Source organism: Promicromonospora sp. NPDC059942 (genome assembly GCF_042731755.1).
In the GTDB taxonomy this organism is placed as follows: Bacteria; Actinomycetota; Actinomycetes; order Actinomycetales; family Cellulomonadaceae; genus Promicromonospora.
This window is the reverse complement of the sequence record NZ_JBHWLR010000024.1, coordinates 29445-48104: the sequence shown is the minus strand read 5'-3', so window position 1 is coordinate 48104 and position 18660 is coordinate 29445. Positions and strand designations below refer to the sequence as shown.

Sequence of the window (18660 nt, the reverse complement as noted above, 5' to 3'; positions counted from 1 at the left end):
TAGCTCGCAACCATTGCACCAAAATTAAAGAGAAAAATGGTGCGGGAGACACCCCCCTCGTGGGCCGAGGAGGGGCGTCCCCCTCCCCTTGAAGGCCCGGGCTTCTTGGCTGGGAACCAGCCTCAAAGCGAAGAAACCCGGGCCTCAAAGGTGAGGGTGAGGGGCGACTGCGACTACCAGATGCGGACCCGGTCCTCCGGGGCCAGGTACAGCGCGTCGCCCGGCTGGACGTCGTAGGTCGCGTAGAACTCGTCCACGTTGCTCACCACGCCGTTGCAGCGGAACTCGTTGGGGGAGTGCGGGTCCGTCGCGAGGCGGCGGAGCACCTCCTCGTCGCGGCCCTTGGACTGCCAGACCTGGGCCCAGCCGAGGAAGATCCGCTCCAGGGCGGTGAGCCCGTCGACGACGGGCGCCTCGTCCAGCGGCTTGCCGAGCGCGATCCGGTAGGCCTTGATCGCGATGGAGAGCCCGCCCAGGTCGCCGATGTTCTCGCCGATCGTCAGGCTGCCGTTGACGTGGCCCTCGGCGGCGGCGTCGCCCTCACCCTCGCCTTCACCGGAGCCGACGGCGGACGCCGCCAGCTGCGCCGGCCGGAACGCGTCGTACTGCGCGATCAGCGCGCTCGTGCGCTTCTCGAACTCGGTGCGGTCGGTGTCGGTCCACCAGTCCTCGAGGCGGCCGTCGCCGTCGTACTTCGAGCCCTGGTCGTCGAAACCGTGGCCGATCTCGTGCCCGATGACGCCGCCGATCCCGCCGAAGTTCACGGCGTCGTCGGCCTCGGGGTCGAAGAACGGGGGCTGCAGGATCGCCGCGGGGAACACGATCTCGTTCATGCCCGGGTTGTAGTAGGCGTTGACGGTCTGCGGCGTCATGAACCACTCGTCGCGGTCCAGCGGCTTGCCGATCTTGGCCAGCTCGTAGTCCTGGTCGAACGCGTTGGAGCGGCGCACGTTGCCGACCACGTCGGCGGCGTCCACCTCCAGGCCCGAGTAGTCGCGCCAGCGCACCGGGTAGCCCACCTTGGGGGTGAACTTCTCCAGCTTGGTCAGCGCCTTCGCCTTGGTCTCGTCGGTCATCCAGTCCAGACCCTGGATCGACTCCCGGTACGCGGCGACCAGTGCCTCCACGAGGCGGTCCATCCGCTCCTTGTTCGACGGCGGGAAGTGCCGCGCGACGTACTCCGCGCCCACGACCTCGCCGAGCGCGCCCTCGACCAGGGCCACGCCGCGCTTCCAGCGCTCGCGGACCTCCTGCGCACCGGTGAGCGTGCGGCCGTAGAAGTCGAAGTTGGCCTCGACGATCTCGTCGGTGAGGTACGGCGCCCGCGCGCTGACCACGTGGTACGTCATCCAGAGCTGCCAGTCCAGCGGCGACAGCTCGCTCCAGAGGGCGGCGAACCCGGTCGCGAAGTCGGGCTCGCGCACCACGATGTCGTCGAACGACCCGGCCGGCACGCCCAGCGCCTCGGCCCAGGCCACCCAGTCGAAGCCCGGCGCGGACTCGACGAGCGCGGCCAGCGTCATCGGGTTGTAGGTCAGCGTCGCGTCGCGGTCGCGCACCACGTCCCAGTGGTGGCCGGCGAGCTGCTTCTCGACGTCGTACACGCGCTGCGCGGCGTCGGCGGGCGAGATGCCCCAGGTCTCCTGGACCGGGGCGAAGCCCAGCATCCGGGCCACGTGCGGCACGTACTTCTTGCGCAGCTCGGCGTACTGCTCCTCGCGGTAGTACGCCTCGTCGGGCAGGCCGAGCCCGGACTGCCGCAGGTAGACGACGTACTTCTCGGGGTCGGTCGCGTCGTTGTCCACCCAGAAGCGCACGCCGGCCGTGCCGCCCGTGCGCTGCAGCGCGCCCAGCACGCGGGTCAGTGCGGCGGCGTCCCCGGCGTCCTTGATCAGGGCGAAGTCCTCGTCCAGGGGCGTCGTGCCGAGCCCGGCGATCCGCTCGGTGTCCATGAAGCTGGCGTACAGGTCGCCGATCGTGGAGCCGGTGGGCGCGTCCTGGATGATCTCCCGGACGTGCACCTCGGCCTGGTCGTAGAGAGCGCGGAACGCCCCGTCCATCGCGCGGTCGGCGGGGATCTCGTGGCTGTCGATCCACCTCCCGTTGACGTGGCGGTACAGGTCGTCCTGCGGTCGGGTTGCGGGGTCGAGCGCGTCGAGGTCGATCCCCGACGTGAGTCCCGTGGCGTCGGTGGTCATTGCGCCAGCGTACGCAACGTGGACCTCGCGCATGAGGGAAGATGGGGCCATGCGTCTCCACATCGCCGCCGACCACGCCGGGTACGACCTCAAGCAGCACCTGGTGGGCCATCTCACCGCGGCCGGGCACGAGGTCGTCGACCACGGTGCCCACGAGCTCGACCCCCAGGACGACTACCCGTCCTTCTGCCTCTCCGCCGGTGAGGCCGTCGTGGCCGAGCCCGGTTCGCTCGGCATCGTGATCGGTGGATCGGGCAACGGTGAGCAGATCGCCGCGAACAAGGTGACCGGGGTCCGGGCCGTGCTGGCCTGGTCGCTGGAGACCGCGAAGCTCGGCCGCCAGCACAACGACGCGAACGTGATCGCCGTCGGCGGGCGCATGCACTCCGTGGAGGAGGCGACGTCGTTCGTCGAGGCCTTCGTGGCCGAGCCGTTCAGCGGCGACGCGCGGCACCAGCGCCGCATCGACCAGCTCGCCGAGTACGAGAGCAAGCGTGCCTGAGCGTGCCTGAGGGGCATACCGTCCACCGCCTCGCGCGGACGTTCGACACCTTGTTCGCGGGGCAGGTCCTGCGGGTGAGCAGCCCGCAGGGGCGGTTCGCGGACGGCGCGGGCGTGCTCGACGGCCGTCGTCTGGTGGCGAGCGAGGCGTGGGGCAAGCAGCTCTTCCTGGGCTTCGCGCCGGCCGAGCGGCCGGCTGACCTGCGGTCTGACACCTTGTGGCTGCGCACGCACCTCGGGCTGTACGGCGCGTGGACGTTCGCGGGCGCCCCGGACGCGCCGGAGGTCGCGCACGCGATCGGCGCGCCCCGGCGCCGGATCGGGGAGCGGGACTCGGCGCCGGCGTCCGCCCCGCCGTCGTCCGACGTGTCGGGCCCGCGGGTCCCCCCGGGGACCTCCACGTCTGACACGTGGGAGGTGCCCCAGCCGCGTGGGCAGGTGCGCGTGCGCCTGCTCGGCGCGCACGCCGTCGCCGACCTCACCGGTCCGACGGCGTGCGAGGTGATCACCGCCGACGAGAAGGAGGCCGTCGAGGCCCGTCTGGGCCCCGACCCCATCCGGGACGACGGCGACCCCGACGCCTTCGTGGCCGCCCTGGGCCGGTCGCGCGTGACGATCGGGCAGCAGCTCATGGACCAGGCCGTCGTCGCCGGCGTCGGGAACATCTACCGCGCCGAGGTCCTGTTCCGCGCCGGCGTCGACCCGCTGCGCCCGGGGCGCGACGTGCCGGCCGCGACCGTCCGCGCCATCTGGGACGACCTCGTCGTCCTCATGCGCGACGGCGCCGACCACGGCGCGATCGTCACGACACGCCCGGCGGACCGGGGCGCCGGCCACGTCGCGGACGTCGCGGACGGCGGCGCCGAGCCCGTCCCCGCGGCCGACCGCGGCCGTGGCCGGACCCGGCAGAACACCGACGGCTCGCCGGGCGCCGTGCCCTCCGACCAGGCCTTCTACGTGTACCACCGCGACGGGCTGCCCTGCCGGGTGTGCGGGTCGCCGGTGCTGGTCAAGGAGCTGGCCGGCCGCAACCTGTTCTGGTGCGGCGTCTGCCAGACCTGACGGCCGACGCCGCGGGCCGGCCGGGCCGGGACCTCGCCGTCGGGCGCGGGCCCGGCCGGACCCGGCTCAGAACACCCAGGACGCGCCCGGCGCGACCGGCCAGCCGAACGCGGTGCTCGCCCGCGCCAGCGCACCGGCCCGCTGCCCGGGGCGCGGGTGCACCGTGACGAGCCCGGCCGCCGCGAGCGTCGCGAGCGACTTGCCCCCGAGGTAGGCCGCGCCGAGCTCGCGGACGTCGAGCGACAGCTCGGGCGCCTCGAACTCCGGGTCGACCCGCTCCACCGAGGCCGGCCCGAACGCCTCCGCCTGGAGCCGATAGACCCCGGCGTTGGCAGGGAGGCGGGCGTCGGTCACGGCGAGCGTCACGTCGACGTCGGCGGCGTACTGCCGCCCCGCGAGGGCGGCGGGCACGTCGACCAGCCGGACCCACAGGTTGTCCGGGGTGCGCGGCGCGGCGGCGCGCAGGTTGACGAGGAACTGCGTGATCACGTCGTCCACGGGCAGGATGAACGGGCTGACCTCGTTGGTCAGGTCGAGGTCCAGCAGCGCGCCCCACAGGGCACGCGCCGCGGCGGCGTCGAGCGCCACGACCTCGCCCGCGCTGACCTGGCCGCGCGGGCCGGTGGGCTCCCAGGAGAGGTTGCGGCGGAACGTCACGTACCCGCGGGGCTCGCCGTCGAGCTCCACGACGATGATGCGGCGGGACTCACGACCGCCGCGATGGATCGGGGCGTCGTCCCACAGGACGGCCTGCAGCTCCTCGGTCTCGCGGGTGACCCAGCCGGGCCGGTTGATGCCGGGCTCCCCGGACGGAGCGGCGCCGGCCGCACGGTGCAGGCGGTCGACGAGCACGCCGTGGCGCTCGCGGGAGGCCACCTCGACCCGGACCGTGTGCCGCTCCGCGCCCGGCACGTCGCGCAGGGCGGCGCCGCGGGGGATGTCGAGCCGCAGGTCGTCGACCGCGTGGCCGTAGCCGAACCGGCCGTAGATCGCGGCCTCCGCGGCGAACAGGGCGCTGAGGGGTTCGCCCCGTTCGGCCGAGCGCGCCAGGTGCAGGTCGATCATCGCCGACAGCAGGCCGCGGCGGCGATGCTGGGGGTGCACGCCCACCCAGGTCAGGCCCGCCGTCGGCAGCTCGGCGCCGGGCACGGGGAACTGCCCGAACGGGTAGGACGCGTGCATGGCCACCAGGCCGTCCACGCCGTCCGCCTCGACGGCCACGGCGCGCTCCCAGGTCAGCGGGGACGGGGTGGCGTCGAGGTCGTCGTGGGCGTGGCCCGTCGGGAAGGCCCAGGTGTCGAGCTCGGTCACGAGGCGCTGGTCGTCGGAGGTCAGCGTGCGCCAGCGGTAGCCCGCCGGCAGGGCGATCTGGGGAAGTGCCATGCGTCGATCGTCGCACCCGGTCGCAAGCGGAAATCGGCCGGTCGGACGGCGGCCGATGTCGGTGTCCGCGTCTACGATCGCCTGCGTGAACCAGCCGCTGCCCGGACCCCCGCTCACCGACGTCGAGGAGTACGCGGCCGCCGTGCTCGACGTCGTCCGGCACATCCCGTCCGGCCGCGCGATGACGTACGGACTGATCGCGGAGATCGTCGGCGAGGAGCTCGGCCGGGGTGGGCCGCGCCAGGTCGGGAGCGTCCTGGCCGGCTCGGGGAGCAGATACGCGCACCTCGTGCCGGACGACCGGGAGCCCAGGGCCGGGAGCGACGGGGAGGGGGCGGACGACGGCGGCGCACCGCCGTCGGACGGCGACCGCGTGCCCTGGTGGCGCGTGGTCAACGCGGCGGGGTCGCCGCCGCAGCACCACCTGAGCGAGGCCCTCGACGCGCTGCGCGCCGAGGGCTGCCCGCTGTCCAAGGACGGCCGCCGCGTGAACCTGAGACGCGCCGTCTGGTTCCCGGAGGACGAGGAGCCCCCGCGCCCCGCCTGACCGGCCACGGCGCCAGGTCACGCGCCGTTCACGCGCCCGGGCCGCCCTGTTCACGCGCCCGGGCTACCGTCCCCGAGTCCGATCCGCTGCCGGAGGTTCTGCCATGCGCCGCCCGCTCGCCCGTACCACCGCCCTGCTCGGTGCCCTGCTGCTCGTGTCGGGAGCCGCCACGTCGGGCGTGCTGCCCGCGCAGGCCCGGCCCGCGCCAGAGCGTGACCGGCCCGCCGCGACCCTGCTCTACTTCCACGACGCGCACGAGATCGGCCCGGTGCTCACCGGCGGCCAGGACCGCGGCGGCGTCGCCCGCCTGGCCACGGCCGTGCGCACGGTCGAGGAGCGCAACCGGGCGACCGCCGTCGTCTTCGGCGGCGACCTCGCCGGCGGCACCCTGTTCGGCGGGCTCTACCGGGGCGTGCCCATGGTCGAGGCGCTCAACGAGGTGGGCGTGGACCTGGCGAACTTCGGCCAGCACGACTTCGACTTCGGCGTGGACCACACTCGCGACCTGGTCGCGGCGTCCGACTTCCCGTGGATCACGTCCAACGTGACCGGCACCGACGGGTCGCCCTTCGTCGAGGGCGGCACCTGGGCCGTGCAGCGGGTGGGCCCGGTCCGCGTCGGGTTCATCGGGCTCACCGACGCGATCGAGACGACGTCCGCCGCCGCGGACCTGGTCGAGACCGACCCGGTGGAGGCCGCGCGGGCCGCCGTCGCCGACCTGCGGGCGCACGCCCGGGCCGACGTCATCGTGGCCGTCACCCAGTACCCGATGGACGAGAACCACGAGCTGGTGCGGGCCGTGCCCGAGCTGGACGCCGTCTTCGGCGAGGAGATGGCGGAGTACGAGTCCGTGATCGAGTACGAGGGCGACGTGCCGCTCATGGCGTCGGAGGGGAACATCGGCTCGCTGATCCGCCTGGACATCCGTCGGGAGCGCGGCGGGCGCCTCACCGCGGGGCCCGGCGGGCACCGGCCGGAGTACCGGGTCCGGCCGTCCGTGATCGAGGTGGACGGCACGGTCACGCCCGACCCCGAGCTGCGCGAGGTCGAGGAGCGGTACGCCGCCGAGATGGACGAGCGTCTCTCCGAGGTGCTGGCCGACGTGCGGACGCCGCTGCTCGACCCGGAGCAGAAGAGCCGGTCCCAGGAGACCGCGCTCGGGGACTTCGTCGCCGACGCGTTCCGCGCGCAGCACGGCGCCGACGTCGGCTGGGTGAACGGCGGCGGCCTGCGCGCCCAGGCGCCCGGGCCCGACTTCACGCTCCGTGACGCCTACTCGATCGCGCCGTTCGCCAACCGGGTGATGGAGGTGCGGGTCACGGGCGCGGGCCTGCGCCGGTCGCTGGAGGACGCTGTCGCCCGCGTGCAGGACGCCGGCGGCGGCTTTCCGCAGGTCTCCGGCATGGCGTACGCCTACTCGGCCGGTGCTCCGGCGGGCTCGCGGGTGCGCGAGGTCAGCGTGGGCGGCGCGCCGCTCGATCTCGATGCCACCTATACGGTCGCGGCGACCAACTACGTGATCGGCGGCGGTGACGGCGTGAGCGGCTTCCAGGACGCGGAGGTGCTGGTCCCGATCGGCGAGGCCCCGGTCGACGCGGAGACGATCGCGACCCACGCCCGCGCCGTCGGCACGATCGACGTCACCCCGGAGGGCCGCATCACGGTCCTCCCGTAGCCGTTGAGTGCTGGGTATTCGCGCTTTTTCGTGTGTCAGAGGCGCGAATACCCAGCACTCAACGAGCGGGGGGTCAGATCTTTGAGGGGGCGACCTTCGCGAGGAGGGAGCCCGCCGTCGAGCGGGCGCGGCCGGCCAGGGACGTGTCCTGCGTCGCGGCCAGCAGCGCGAGCATCGAGGCCGGGTCGCCCTGGACCAGCAGCGTGGTGATCGCGGTCTTCTCCCAGGTGGGCAGCTCGCGGCGGATCTTGTCGATCGGCCCGACCAGCGCGATCTCCTCCACGAGCTGCGTCGGCACGGCCGCGGCCGCCTCCTCCTTGCGCCCGGCGAGGTACAGCTCCTGCACCTTGTCGAGCGGCTCCTGGTACCCGAGCCGGTCGAGCGACTGCTTGTGGAAGTTCGCCTCCTTGGCGCCCATCCCGCCCGCGTACAGGGCGATGTGGGGGCGGATCACGTCGGCGGCGGCCTCGACGTCGTCCCGCACGACGACGGGGACCGTGGCGCACACCTCGAACCGGTCCGCGGCCGAACGCTCCTCGGAGCGGACGTCGAAGCCCTCGGCCAGCAGCGCGCGGAACTCGTCGTCCATGCGCGGCGCGTAGAAGCCGGCCATCCAGCCGTCGGCGATCTCGGCGGCCAGGGCCACGTTCTTGGGGCCCTGCGCGGCCAGCACGATCGGGATCTCGGGGCGGAACGGGTGCACGGTCGGCTTGAGGGCCTTGCCGAGGCCCGTCGCGCCGGACGCCTCGGCGGACAGCGGGAGCTGGTAGAACGAGCCGTCGTGGGTCACGGGCGCCTCGCGGCGCATGACCTGCCGCACGATGTCCACGTACTCGCGCGTGCGGGCCAGCGGCCGCTTGTACGGCTGCCCGTACCAGCCCTCGACGACCTGCGGGCCGGAGGCGCCGAGGCCGAGCACGAACCGGCCCTTGGACAGGTGGTCCATCGTGAGGGCCTGCATGGCGGTCGCCGTCGGCGTGCGGGCGGAGAGCTGGGCGATGCCCGTGCCCAGCCGCACGTTCCTGGTCCGTGAGCCCCACCAGGCCAGCGGTGAGAAGGCGTCCGACCCGTAGGCCTCCGCGGTCCAGACCGAGTCGAGGCCCAGCTTGTCGGCGGCAACGATGAACTGCTGGATGCCCTTCGGGGGCCTGCGGGACCAGTAACCGGTCTGGAATCCGATGCGCATGGGGTTCACCTCGTCGTGGGAACGGCTTACCTGGGACGGCGCGTCCCAGGTACTGCCCCACACCCTACCGGTCGCGTGGGGCCCGTTGTGGCTACGGTGGACTCGTGGCCACCTACGACGACGTCGCCCGGCTCGCCCTCGCGCTGCCCGAGACGGCAGAGGGTTCGAGCTATCGCCACCGCGCCTGGTCCGTCGGGACCAAGGCGTTCGCCTGGGAGCGCCCCTTCACCAAGGCCGACCTCGAGCGGTTCGGCGACGAGCCGGTGCCGGAGGGCCCGATCCTCGGCGTGCGGGTCGAGGACCTGGGGGAGAAGGAGGCGATCCTGGCCGAGGGGCGGCCGGGATTCTTCACGATCACGCACTTCGACGGCTTCGCCGGGATGCTGATCCAGCTCGACGTCATCGCCGAGCCCGGGCTGCGCGAGGCTCTCGTGGACGCGTGGCTGGCGACGGCGCCGCCGGGGCTGGCGCAGCAGCACGCCGACCGCCTGCGCTGAGCCGGGCCAGCCTGCGGCGCGGAGCGGCGGACCGGCGTGCCCGGCCCGGCGCTCAGATGGAGTACTCGATGAGCTCCGACGGGTCCTCGTTGCGGGAGCGCTCCGCGACGGGCGCCTTCGGCACCCGGATCCGCGCGGGGATGCCCACCGCCACGGCTCCGGCGGGCACGTCCTTGACGACGACGGCGTTGGCACCGATCTGCGCGTCGTCGCCGACCCAGACGGGGCCGAGCACCTTGGCGCCGGCGCCCACCGTCACGCGGTCCCCGAGCGTCGGGTGCCGCTTGCCGCGGTTGAGCGACCGGCCGCCGAGCGTGACGCCGTGGTAGAGCATGACGTCGTCGCCCACCACCGTCGTCTCGCCGATCACCACGCCCATGCCGTGGTCGATGAACAGCCGCCGGCCCAGCCGGGCTCCCGGATGGATCTCGACCCCGGTCGCCGCCCGCGCGAGCTGCGAGAGCAGCCGCGCGGGCAGGCGCAGGGCCGGTACCCGCCAGAGTCGGTGCGCCGCGCGGTGCGCCCAGAGGGCGTGCACGCCCGGGTAGGCGAGCGCGACCTCCAGGCGCGACCGTGCGGCGGGGTCGTGGGCGCGCGCGGCGTCGAGGTCCTCGGACAGGACCCCGAGCAGCCCGCGCCCCTTCGCCATCAGTCGACCAGACCCTCGAACAGCGGCGTGGACAGGTAGCGCTCGCCGAAGTCAGGGATGATCACGACGATCGTCTTGCCGGCGTTCTCCGGGCGCTTCGCGACCTCCAGGGCGGCCGAGAGCGCGGCGCCGGACGAGGTGCCGACCAGCAGGCCCTCCTCCTTGGCAGCACGGCGGGCCGCGTCGATCGCGGTGGCGAGGTTGACGTCGATGACCTCGTCGTAGACCTCGCGGTCCAGGATGTCGGGCACGAAGTTGGCGCCGATGCCCTGGATCTTGTGCGGGCCGGGCTGGCCGCCGTTCAGGATCGGCGACTCCTCGGGCTCGACCGCGATGACCTTGACCTCGGGCTTGCGCTCCTTGAGGACCTGGCCGACGCCGGTGATGGTGCCGCCCGTGCCGATGCCGGCGACGAGGATGTCGACGGCGCCGTCGGTGTCCGCCCAGATCTCCTCGGCGGTGGTGGCGCGGTGGATCGCCGGGTTGGCGGCGTTCGCGAACTGGCGGGCCAGCACGGCGCCCGGACGCTCCTGCGCGATCTTCTCGGCGGCGGCCACGGCGCCCTTCATGCCCTCGGCACCCGGCGTGAGCACCAGCTCGGCGCCGTAGGCGCGCAGCAGGGCGCGGCGCTCCTTGGACATGGTCTCCGGCATCGCCAGGACCACCTTGTAACCGCGGGCCGCGCCCACCCAGGCGAGGGCGATGCCCGTGTTGCCCGAGGTGCCCTCGACGATCGTGCCGCCCTCCTTGAGCTCACCGGACGCCTCGGCGGCGTCGATGATGGACACGCCGATGCGGTCCTTCACGGAGTTGGCGGGGTTGTAGAACTCGAGCTTGCCGAGAACCGTCGCCTCGAGGCCGTCGGTCAGACGGTTGAGCTTGACCAGTGGTGTGTTGCCGATGAGCTTGGTCGCGTCGTCGTAGATGCGGGCCATTGTTCTTCCTTCGCTGGGTGGCGGGTCTGGCTTGGCTGGTGCGCTGCCCGACGTCGGCGCCCCGGTCGTGCGGGTGCGCGCCTCGGAGCCGGCGTCGAGCGTCTGGGGCTGGTGTCGGGGCCGGAGCGTCCCGCTGGCGGCCGGGCCACGCGGACGGTGCCGGCGTGGTCTGGCGCGTGCGGACGCTCTACAGACAGCCTCGGGGGCAGCGGCCGGTCTCGCACATCGGGCGTGCGTCGACGGCGACGGGACGGTCGGGGAGTGCGGAGCGCACGGTGCTCAAGACGTCCTCCCTGCGTGTGGCGACCGTGTGGTCGCGCGGCTGCGTGTCACGTGTCGAGCGACTGGCTCGACTCGTGCAGGTTACGCGGGCAGCCACTGTGAGACAAGATCTGTCTCAGGTATCGATCATGTCGATACTTTGCGCTTGCTTGCCCCGCTCACGAGCGAGGCAAGCAAGCAGGTGAGCGATCAGGCGGCGATCTGTCCCAGCCGGAATGCCGTGGTCACCGGAGTGCCCGCCGTGGCGCGCACGGAGCCGCGCTCGGCGGTCGCGCCGCCGATGTTGATGTCCGAGCACAGGTAGTACGGCTGGTCGAGGTGAGAGGCCTGCCAGATCGTGTACAGCACGGCGCGGCCGCTGTACCCGGTGAGGTCGACGTCGGTCTCGTACGTGCCCTGCGAGGGGTACGGGTCGGTCTCCTGGACCAGGTCGAGGTCGTCCCAGCCGAGCGCTTCGGTGGTCGGGTCGAAGCCCGGCTTGGAGACGTAGATGCGCAGGTAGTCGGCGCCGTGCCGGGCCTGGTCGGTCAGGGTGAGGTGGAACTGCTGCGGCACGTCCTTGGCCACCCACGCGCCCGGGGTGTCGAGGTAGTCGTAGCGCGGGGACTGGGTGCGGCCGCCCGAGCAGAGCTGACCGTCGGGGATGACGGCCTCGTGGTTGCCGCCGACGTTCTCCCGGTACAGGCCGTTCCAGTTCCACATGGCGTTGGGGTCGGCCTGCCAGGCGCCCCAGCACATGGGGTCGAGCTCGGCCATCTCGGGGTTGAGGTGGTCGCTGCCCCAGCGCTCGAAGCAGCCGTAGTTGCGGGTGGGCGGGTCGGTCACCGAGCCGTGGGCGGCGGCCGGCGCCGCCGTGACGGTGTCGGCCGCGACGACGGCGACCATCGCGAAGGGCGCGACCAGCGCCATGGTGACGGCCAGCGTGAGACTGCGCGCGTGCGCACGGATGGACATGGGTTCCTCCAGGTGCTCGGGCGGGTGCGCCTGGCGGGGCCCGCCACGGCGCGTGCAGGAACCACTGTCCGGAGGCGCGGCCGGCGAGACCACGGGGTGAAACGGTTAAGGCTGCGACGCCTGCGTCACGGGGCTCCGGGGAAGTGGTTGCGCAGCCGAGGGGGTAACGCTGAGCTAGCAGTGCTACCTCAGCGTTACCCCCTCGGCTGTGTGTGTCTTTCCCCGCGGGTCTGCGCGGCGCTGCGCGTCCTGCTTATGGTCGGGGCAACCGACCGCCCAGGAGGCACTCCATGGCTGCTCCCGACCTGCCCGCCGCGATCCAGGAGTTCATCGACGCGACCAACGCCGGCGACACCGAACGCTTTGTCGCGACGTTCACCGACGACGCCTACCTCAACGACTGGGGGCGTGAGTTCCACGGCCCGGACGGCGTGCGGAGCTGGAACGAGACCGACAACATCGGGATGAAGAGCCAGTTCGAGCTCGTGTCCGTGGCGCCCGGGGACGGTCCGGACGCCTACCTCGTCACCATCAGGGTGACGAGCAACCGGTTCAACGGGACGGGGCCGTTCAAGTTCGACCTGCGCAACGGCAAGGTCGCGAGCCTGGTGCTGAGCTGACGCCGGTCAGCGCGGGCGGGTCTGGGCGCGCATCCAGTCGAGGTAGTCCGGGGTGCCGGCCAGGATCGGCAGGCTGATGATCTCCGGCACGTCGTAGGCGTGGTGGTCGAGGATGTGCTGGGCCAGGGCCGGATAGCGGTCCGACGGCGTCTTGAGGACGACCCGCCACTCCTCCTCGACCTGGACCGCGCCGTCCCACCAGAACGTGCTCGTGACCGGCCCCTCGACCTGCGCGCACGGCGCCAGCCGGCCCTCGACGGCGGAACGTGCCAGGGCCTCGGCGTCCGCCCGGGTCGAGACGGTGGTCATGACCTGGCAGAACTCGAACGCGGCGACGTCGTCGAAGGGCATACCGGCAGGCTAGCGGCGTGGCCATGCCCAGCCGCGGCCGTCAGTACTGAGGTGGGGTCAACAGGGCGTATGCGGCCGTCTGTGAGTGGGATACGGCTCGCCGGCGCCTGCTGAACGGAGCTCAGCAGTGGTGGCCCCGCGGGGAGGGGTCGGGCCGCGGGTTCAGGTCCCGGCGCCCGTCACCAGATCGCGACCTCCGCGCCCAGCTCCAGGCCCGCGTCGGTCGCCACCGCCGACGAGATCGTCACGTCGGTCTCGTCCTCGGGGAAGGCCACGCCCTCGACGAGCTGATCGATCTGGTCGTTGCCGAGCTGGTCGGCCACCGTGGCGAGGGGGAGCGAGATCCCGGCGAGCTCGACGGACTCCGCGCGCAGCACCGCGCGGCCGTTCTCGGCGGCCACGGACAGGAGCACGTCCACGTTCTGCTCGCTGCCGGCGATCGAGAACGGCACCTGCGCGACGAGGTTGCCGGACTGCGGCGTGACCTGGAGGTTCGGCAGGTCGGTGGCCGAGCGGGCCATGTCGGTGAGCGCCGCCGGCGAGACCTCCGCGCGCAGCGTCGCCCGCCCGGTCGCGAGCTGAACCAGCGCGAGCGTGTCGTCGCGCTCCACCGTGACGCCGTCGGGCAGGTCCGCCTCGGCGGCCGCGATCCGGTCGTCGATCATGCCGCGCAGCACCACCTCGCCGACCACGCCCAGGACGACCAGCACTCCGATCACGGAGACGACGGCGACGATCCAACGACGGGGACGGCGAGGTGCGCTCGGCGGCGCGGCTGCGTACGACGACATGTGCCCTATTCGACAGCATCGTCATGCCGGACTCATGGCGAACCGCTGGGCATCACGTGATGGGTCTCATCGCGACCGCCGCCGGACGCTCATCGCGTACGCGCCCACCCAGGCGCTCGCGTCCAGGTCGCGGGGCAGCGCGTTCGGCCCGACGCCGTGCTCCCGGGCCCACAGCCCGACGTCGTTCCGCGCGATGCCGTACCGCGTCAGCACCTCGCGGACGCCCCGGCCGGGACCGTTGAACACGGCGGCGGCGAAGCGCTGGTAGCGGCCGAGGTCGGCCGCGGGCACCAGCGGCCGCGGACGCCGGTCGATCACCAGCAGCCCGGCGTCGACGCTCGGGCGGGGCCGGAAGGCCGCGGCGGGGACCCGGCGGTCCAGGCGGAAGGTGAACCACGGCCACCACTGCGCCGTCAGGAGCGTGGTACCGCCGACGGCGGCGCGCTTGCGCGCGACCTCCCACTGCGTGATCAGCAGCGCGCGCTCCCACCGGTCCAGGGTGAACAGCCGGCGCAGCACGGGGGTGGTCAGGTGGAAGGGCACGTTGCTCACGAGGTCGTAGGCGCCCGACGGCGGTGCGTGGCGCAGGATGTCGTCCCGCGTCACCGTGACGTTGCCCGGAGTGATCCGGCCGAGCCGGGCGACCGAGCGCGGGTCGATGTCGACGGCCTCGACCGGCCGGCCGAGCCGGGCCAGCGGCAGGGTCAGCGCGCCGCGCCCGGCAGCCCACTCGACCAGGGGCCGGTCGGCGTCGGGAACCAGGGCGACCACCCGGTCGATCACCTGCGTGTCGACCAGGAGGTTCTGGCCGAGCTCGTGGGCGCCGCCGGGGTGCTGGTCGACCGGCCGCTGGGTGGGGCCTTGTTCGGGGTGGTCCGGCCGGCGGGCAGGGCTTCCGTCGAGGTGGTCGGGCCGGCGGGTGGGTCCGCGGTCGAGGTCGCCCGGCCCGCGGGCTCCGCCCCGAGGTCGGGCGTCCGCGTCCGTGCGGGGAGACGTGCGGAAGGGCGTGCGGGCAGAGGAACGGGAGGATCGGTTGCGCGACATCGGGTGCTCCAGGATTCGTCGGCTGACAGGAATCCGGGCAGCACGAACGCGCCGCCCGGCGGAAGCCGGCGGCGCGGAGCACGCGCTGGGTGGTGGTGTGCGTTCCGCGCCGCTAGCGGGCGGAACGCTGCCTGATCATTGCGTTCATATCGCGGACGACCCTACGAGCAGGCATTCGCCCGGCGCCACGCTTTTTCGCCCCGGTCCCTTGACAGGGTGATCCGCCGATGGTCGGATGACGCGACTGTTAACGCTCACATTCTCGCGAGGTCACTGTGCAAAGAAGCACTCGTCCTTCCCGCCTGCCCCTGCGCGCGGTCGCCACGGGCGCCGTCGTCGCACTGCTCGGCAGCCTGGTTCCCCTCCTCCCCGCAAGCGCCTTGGCGGCGCGCCTGCCCGCGACCGCACCGGAGACCACGATGTCCGTCACCGCCGAGACCACGGCCGACACCGCCGACAGCACCGTAGACAGCACCGCCCAGGCGGAGGCGGACGCCGCGGTCGCCGCGCTCGACGTCGTGCACGCCGACGACGTCCGCGGCCACCTCACGCTGCCGACGTCCGGGATGCACGGCGCGAGCGTCGCGTGGGCGTCGTCCGACCCCGGCGTCGTCGCGCCTGACGGCGTCGTCCGCCGTCCGGTGCACGGTGCGGGCGACACGGCGGTCACCCTGACCGCGACCGCCGACGTCGGCGGCGCGACCGCGGCCCGGGAGATCGCGCTCACGGTCCGCGAGCAGCCCGCGCCGGCCTCGTACGAGGGCTACGCGTTCAGCTACTTCACGGGCAACTCGCTCGCCGGCGAGAAGATCTACTTCGCGGCGAGCCGCGGCAACGACGCCCTGACCTGGGACGAGACCAACAACGGGCAGCCGGTGCTGGAGTCGGCCGAGGGCACTCGAGGCCTGCGCGACCCGTTCCTGATCCGCTCGCCCGAGGGCGACCGGTTCTTCCTGATCGCCACCGACCTCTCGATCGGGCGCAACGGCGACTGGGACGCGGCGCAGCGCCACGGCAGCCAGTACCTGGAGGTCTGGGAGTCCACGGACCTCATCACCTGGTCCGAGCAGCGGCACGTCAAGGTCTCGCCGGACAACGCGGGCAACACCTGGGCGCCGGAGGCCTACTGGGACGAGACGCTCGGGCAGTACGTGGTGTTCTGGGCCTCGAAGCTGTACGCCGCTGACGACCCGGACCACACCGGCAGCGCGTACAACCGCATGCTCTATGCCACCACGCGCGACTTCGTGACGTTCAGCGAGGCGCAGGTCTGGCAGGACCGCGGCGAGTCGCGGATCGACTCGACGGTGATCCGGGAGAACGACGTCTACTACCGCTTCACCAAGGACGAGGGCGGCGGCGGGACGGGCTGCTCGGACATCATCCAGGAGAAGTCGGCGTCGCTCACCGCCGTCGACCTGCCCGGCGACCCGGCCTGGGAGTTCATGGCCGGGTGCATCGGCCGGGAGGCCGGCACCTCCGCCGTCGAGGGCCCGACGGTCTTCAAGGCCAACCCGGGTGACACGTCCGGCTCGCCGTTCTACCTGTTCGTGGACGAGTACGGCGGCCGCGGCTACATCCCGCTCGGCACCGACGACCTGGAGCACCCCGACTGGCAGGTGCCCGCGGACTACGACCTGCCCGCCAGCCCGCGCCACGGCACCGTCATCCCCGTCACCGCGGCCGAGCTCGCGGCGCTGCGCGACGGCATCGTGGTCCCCGAACCGCCGACGCCGGTCGTGGCCGACGAGAACGGCCTGGTCGCGCAGTACGCGCTGGACGAGACCGCGGGCACGGTCGCCGCGGACGGCACCGGCCACGGGTACGACGGCGTCGTCCGCGGCGACGCCACCTGGGCCGACGGCGCGCTGAACCTGGGCGGCAGCAACGGCCACGTGCTGCTGCCGAACGACATGATGGCCGGGCTCGACGCCATCACGGTCTCGACGAAGGTCTGGCTGGACCCCGCGCAGGCCACGCCGTACTTCATCTGGGGCCTGGGCAACACCGACGGCGGCGGCGTCGGCAACGGCTACCTGTTCACCACGGGGAACAACTACCGCTCCTCGATCGCGACCGGCAACTGGTCCACCGAGCAGACCGTGGCCTCGGGCGCGGCGCTGCCGCGCGGCGCCTGGAAGACGCTGACCTACACGCTCCAGGACGGCACCGCCCGGCTCTACCTCGACGGCGTGCGGGTCGGCGAGAACACCGGCGTCACGATCGAGCCCGGCGACATCGGCGACGGCCGGACCACGGCCAACTACATCGGCCGCTCCACCTACACCGCCGACCGGTACCTCAAGGGCAAGGTGCGCGACTTCCGCATCTACAACCGTGCCCTGTCGGCCGACGAGGTGCGGGAGCTCGGGGCGGACCCGACCGCCATCACCGGCGTCGACCTCGCAAGCCTCAAGGTCCCCGCCGTCATCGACGGCGCGACGTCGACCGTGACCCTGCCGGTGACGCCCGGAACCGACGTGACCGCCCTGGAGCCGGCCTTCCAGACCGTGTCCACCTCGACGGTCTCGCCGCAGGTCACGGGGCCGGTCGACCTGTCGCAGCCGCGGACGTTCACGGTCACCGCGCAGGACGGCGCCAGCCGGGCCTGGACCGTCCGCGCCGTCGAGATGCGCTCGCCGGTGCTGCCGGGCCTGTACGCCGACCCGAACATCGCGCACTTCGGCGACAGCTACTACCTCTACGCGACGTCGGACGGCGTCGCGGGCTGGGGCGGCAAGGACTTCTACGTCTGGACGTCGAAGGACCTGGTGGACTGGGAGCGCTCGGCCGAGCCGATCCTCACCCTGGACGGCGCGAACGGCGACGTGCCGTGGGCCACGGGCAACGCCTGGGCGCCCACGATCATCGAGCGGGGCGGGAAGTACTACTTCTACTTCTCCGGCCACAACGCGACCTACAACCGCAAGACGATCGGAGTCGCCGTCGCCGACCGCCCGGAGGGCCCGTTCGTCGCGCAGCCGACGGCGATGATCCTCAACAACGAGCCGATCGCGTCCGGGCAGGCGATCGACCCCGCGGCGTTCCAGGACCCGGAGACCGGCCGGTACTACCTGTTCTGGGGCAACGGCGGGCCGTCGAACGGTCCGGTGTACGCCGAGCTGAGCGACGACATGCTGTCGATCAAGCAGGACACGCTGGCGCGGGTCGGCGGGCTGACGAACTTCCGTGAGGGGACGTTCCTCAACTACCGCGACGGGCTGTACCACCTGACCTACTCGATCGACGACACCGGGTCCGCCGACTACCGTGTCGGCTACGCCACCGCCACCAGCGTGGACGGGCCGTGGACCTACCGCGGCGTCATCCTGTCCAAGGACACCAGCCAGGGCATCCAGGCGACCGGGCACAGCTCGATCGTCCAGGTGCCCGGCACCGACGAGTGGTACATCGCCTACCACCGGTTCGCGATCCCCGGCGGCGACGGGACGCACCGGGAGACCACGGTCGACCGGCTCACGTTCGGCGCCGACGGCCTCATGCAGCAGGTCACGCCCACTCTGACGAGCGTGGACCCGCTGCCGTACGACGGCGTCCAGCCGCGGGCCGTGAGGTCGCCGAAGGTGAACGGCCGGGCCGCGGCCGGCTCGACGCTCACCGCGACGTCCGGGCAGTGGGACCACCGGCGGCTCGCGTTCACCTACCAGTGGCTGCGGGACGGCGTGGCGGTCGCCGGGGCGGAGGGCCGGACGTACCGGCTCACCGCCGCCGACGTCGGGCACCGCCTGACCGTGCGCGTGACGGCGACGACGCCGGGCGCCCTGCCGGGCACGGCGGTCTCCGACCCGACCGTACGGGTCACGGCCCAGGCCCCCTGCCGACCCCGCACCGCCGTCTGACCGCGACCGTTGAGTGCTGGCTATCTGCGCTCCTTCGGGGCGTCCCCGAGAGGAAAAGGATAACCCCCCACGGGGGGAGGGGGGGGGGAGGGTGTCATGCTGTCAGGGAGGGGTGGGCTGGGGGA

Annotated in this window: 15 protein-coding genes and 1 pseudogene; 7 read left to right on the top strand and 9 right to left on the bottom strand. The window is 72.9% G+C overall.

Annotation, left to right across the window (positions count from 1 at the left end):
• Positions 1 to 173: 173 nt before the first annotated feature.
• Positions 174 to 2198: a M13 family metallopeptidase gene (locus ACFV9Q_RS25950; protein WP_377236812.1), complete on the bottom strand. Its 2025-nt coding sequence runs from the start codon at positions 2196 to 2198 to the stop codon at positions 174 to 176.
• A 49-nt stretch (positions 2199 to 2247) separates the two neighbouring features.
• Here ACFV9Q_RS25950 and ACFV9Q_RS25945 point away from each other — a divergent pair, with 49 nt between their 5' ends.
• Positions 2248 to 2700 carry a ribose-5-phosphate isomerase gene (locus tag ACFV9Q_RS25945; protein WP_377236811.1) on the top strand — a complete coding sequence of 151 codons (453 nt, stop codon included), beginning with the start codon at positions 2248 to 2250 and terminating at the stop codon, positions 2698 to 2700.
• Between the two features lie 2 nt (positions 2701 to 2702).
• The gene (locus ACFV9Q_RS25940; RefSeq protein WP_377236810.1) at positions 2703 to 3761 is read left to right on the top strand and encodes an Fpg/Nei family DNA glycosylase; all 1059 of its coding nucleotides are present in this window, start codon (positions 2703 to 2705) and stop codon (positions 3759 to 3761) included.
• A 66-nt stretch (positions 3762 to 3827) separates the two neighbouring features.
• Here the strand turns inward: ACFV9Q_RS25940 and eis are convergent, their stop codons facing one another.
• Entirely contained in the window at positions 3828 to 5144 is a 1317-nt protein-coding gene (gene eis, locus ACFV9Q_RS25935) for an enhanced intracellular survival protein Eis (protein WP_377236809.1), read from the bottom strand.
• 55 nt (positions 5145 to 5199) lie between these two features.
• Here eis and ACFV9Q_RS25930 point away from each other — a divergent pair, with 55 nt between their 5' ends.
• Positions 5200 to 5691: an MGMT family protein gene (locus ACFV9Q_RS25930; RefSeq protein ID WP_377236808.1), complete on the top strand. Its 492-nt coding sequence runs from the start codon at positions 5200 to 5202 to the stop codon at positions 5689 to 5691.
• A 103-nt stretch (positions 5692 to 5794) separates the two neighbouring features.
• A complete protein-coding gene (locus tag ACFV9Q_RS25925; RefSeq protein WP_377236807.1) occupies positions 5795 to 7366 on the top strand; it encodes a bifunctional metallophosphatase/5'-nucleotidase in 1572 nt (523 codons plus the stop codon).
• 73 nt (positions 7367 to 7439) lie between these two features.
• On the opposite strand, the gene ACFV9Q_RS25920 is transcribed toward ACFV9Q_RS25925, so the two are convergent.
• Positions 7440 to 8552, bottom strand: a complete 1113-nt coding sequence (locus ACFV9Q_RS25920) for an LLM class F420-dependent oxidoreductase (protein ID WP_377236806.1) — start codon at positions 8550 to 8552, stop codon at positions 7440 to 7442.
• A gap of 104 nt (positions 8553 to 8656) precedes the next feature.
• Here ACFV9Q_RS25920 and ACFV9Q_RS25915 point away from each other — a divergent pair, with 104 nt between their 5' ends.
• Complete coding sequence (locus ACFV9Q_RS25915) at positions 8657 to 9049, top strand: MmcQ/YjbR family DNA-binding protein (RefSeq protein ID WP_377236805.1); 393 nt, start codon at positions 8657 to 8659, stop codon at positions 9047 to 9049.
• Between the two features lie 52 nt (positions 9050 to 9101).
• Here the strand turns inward: ACFV9Q_RS25915 and epsC are convergent, their stop codons facing one another.
• The 3 genes from epsC to ACFV9Q_RS25900 form a co-directional block, all read right to left on the bottom strand.
• Positions 9102 to 9698, bottom strand: coding sequence for a serine O-acetyltransferase EpsC (epsC, locus tag ACFV9Q_RS25910; protein ID WP_377236804.1), 597 nt, complete (start codon positions 9696 to 9698; stop codon positions 9102 to 9104).
• Positions 9698 to 10633 (bottom strand): cysteine synthase A, encoded by a 936-nt coding sequence (cysK, locus tag ACFV9Q_RS25905; RefSeq protein WP_357485407.1) that lies wholly within the window; start codon positions 10631 to 10633, stop codon positions 9698 to 9700. Before cysK ends, epsC begins: the two co-directional genes overlap by 1 nt.
• A 471-nt stretch (positions 10634 to 11104) precedes the next feature.
• On the bottom strand, positions 11105 to 11869 hold the full coding sequence (locus tag ACFV9Q_RS25900; RefSeq protein ID WP_377236803.1) for a lytic polysaccharide monooxygenase: 765 nt from the start codon (positions 11867 to 11869) through the stop codon (positions 11105 to 11107).
• A gap of 290 nt (positions 11870 to 12159) precedes the next feature.
• Between ACFV9Q_RS25900 and ACFV9Q_RS25895 the strand changes: the two genes are divergently transcribed.
• A complete protein-coding gene (locus tag ACFV9Q_RS25895; protein WP_377236802.1) occupies positions 12160 to 12489 on the top strand; it encodes a nuclear transport factor 2 family protein in 330 nt (109 codons plus the stop codon).
• A gap of 6 nt (positions 12490 to 12495) precedes the next feature.
• Here ACFV9Q_RS25895 and cutA read toward each other — a convergent pair whose 3' ends face one another.
• From cutA to erm, 3 genes and pseudogenes are all read right to left on the bottom strand, one after another.
• Complete coding sequence (cutA, locus tag ACFV9Q_RS25890) at positions 12496 to 12840, bottom strand: divalent-cation tolerance protein CutA (RefSeq protein ID WP_377236801.1); 345 nt, start codon at positions 12838 to 12840, stop codon at positions 12496 to 12498.
• A 179-nt stretch (positions 12841 to 13019) separates the two neighbouring features.
• A complete protein-coding gene (locus ACFV9Q_RS25885; protein ID WP_377236800.1) occupies positions 13020 to 13631 on the bottom strand; it encodes a hypothetical protein in 612 nt (203 codons plus the stop codon).
• 66 nt (positions 13632 to 13697) lie between these two features.
• Positions 13698 to 14456: pseudogene (gene erm, locus ACFV9Q_RS25880) on the bottom strand (23S ribosomal RNA methyltransferase Erm); the annotation flags it as partial.
• Between the two features lie 638 nt (positions 14457 to 15094).
• On the opposite strand from erm, the gene ACFV9Q_RS25875 reads away from it, so the two are divergent.
• Positions 15095 to 18535 (top strand): family 43 glycosylhydrolase, encoded by a 3441-nt coding sequence (locus ACFV9Q_RS25875; RefSeq protein WP_377236799.1) that lies wholly within the window; start codon positions 15095 to 15097, stop codon positions 18533 to 18535.
• Positions 18536 to 18660 lie beyond the last annotated feature (125 nt).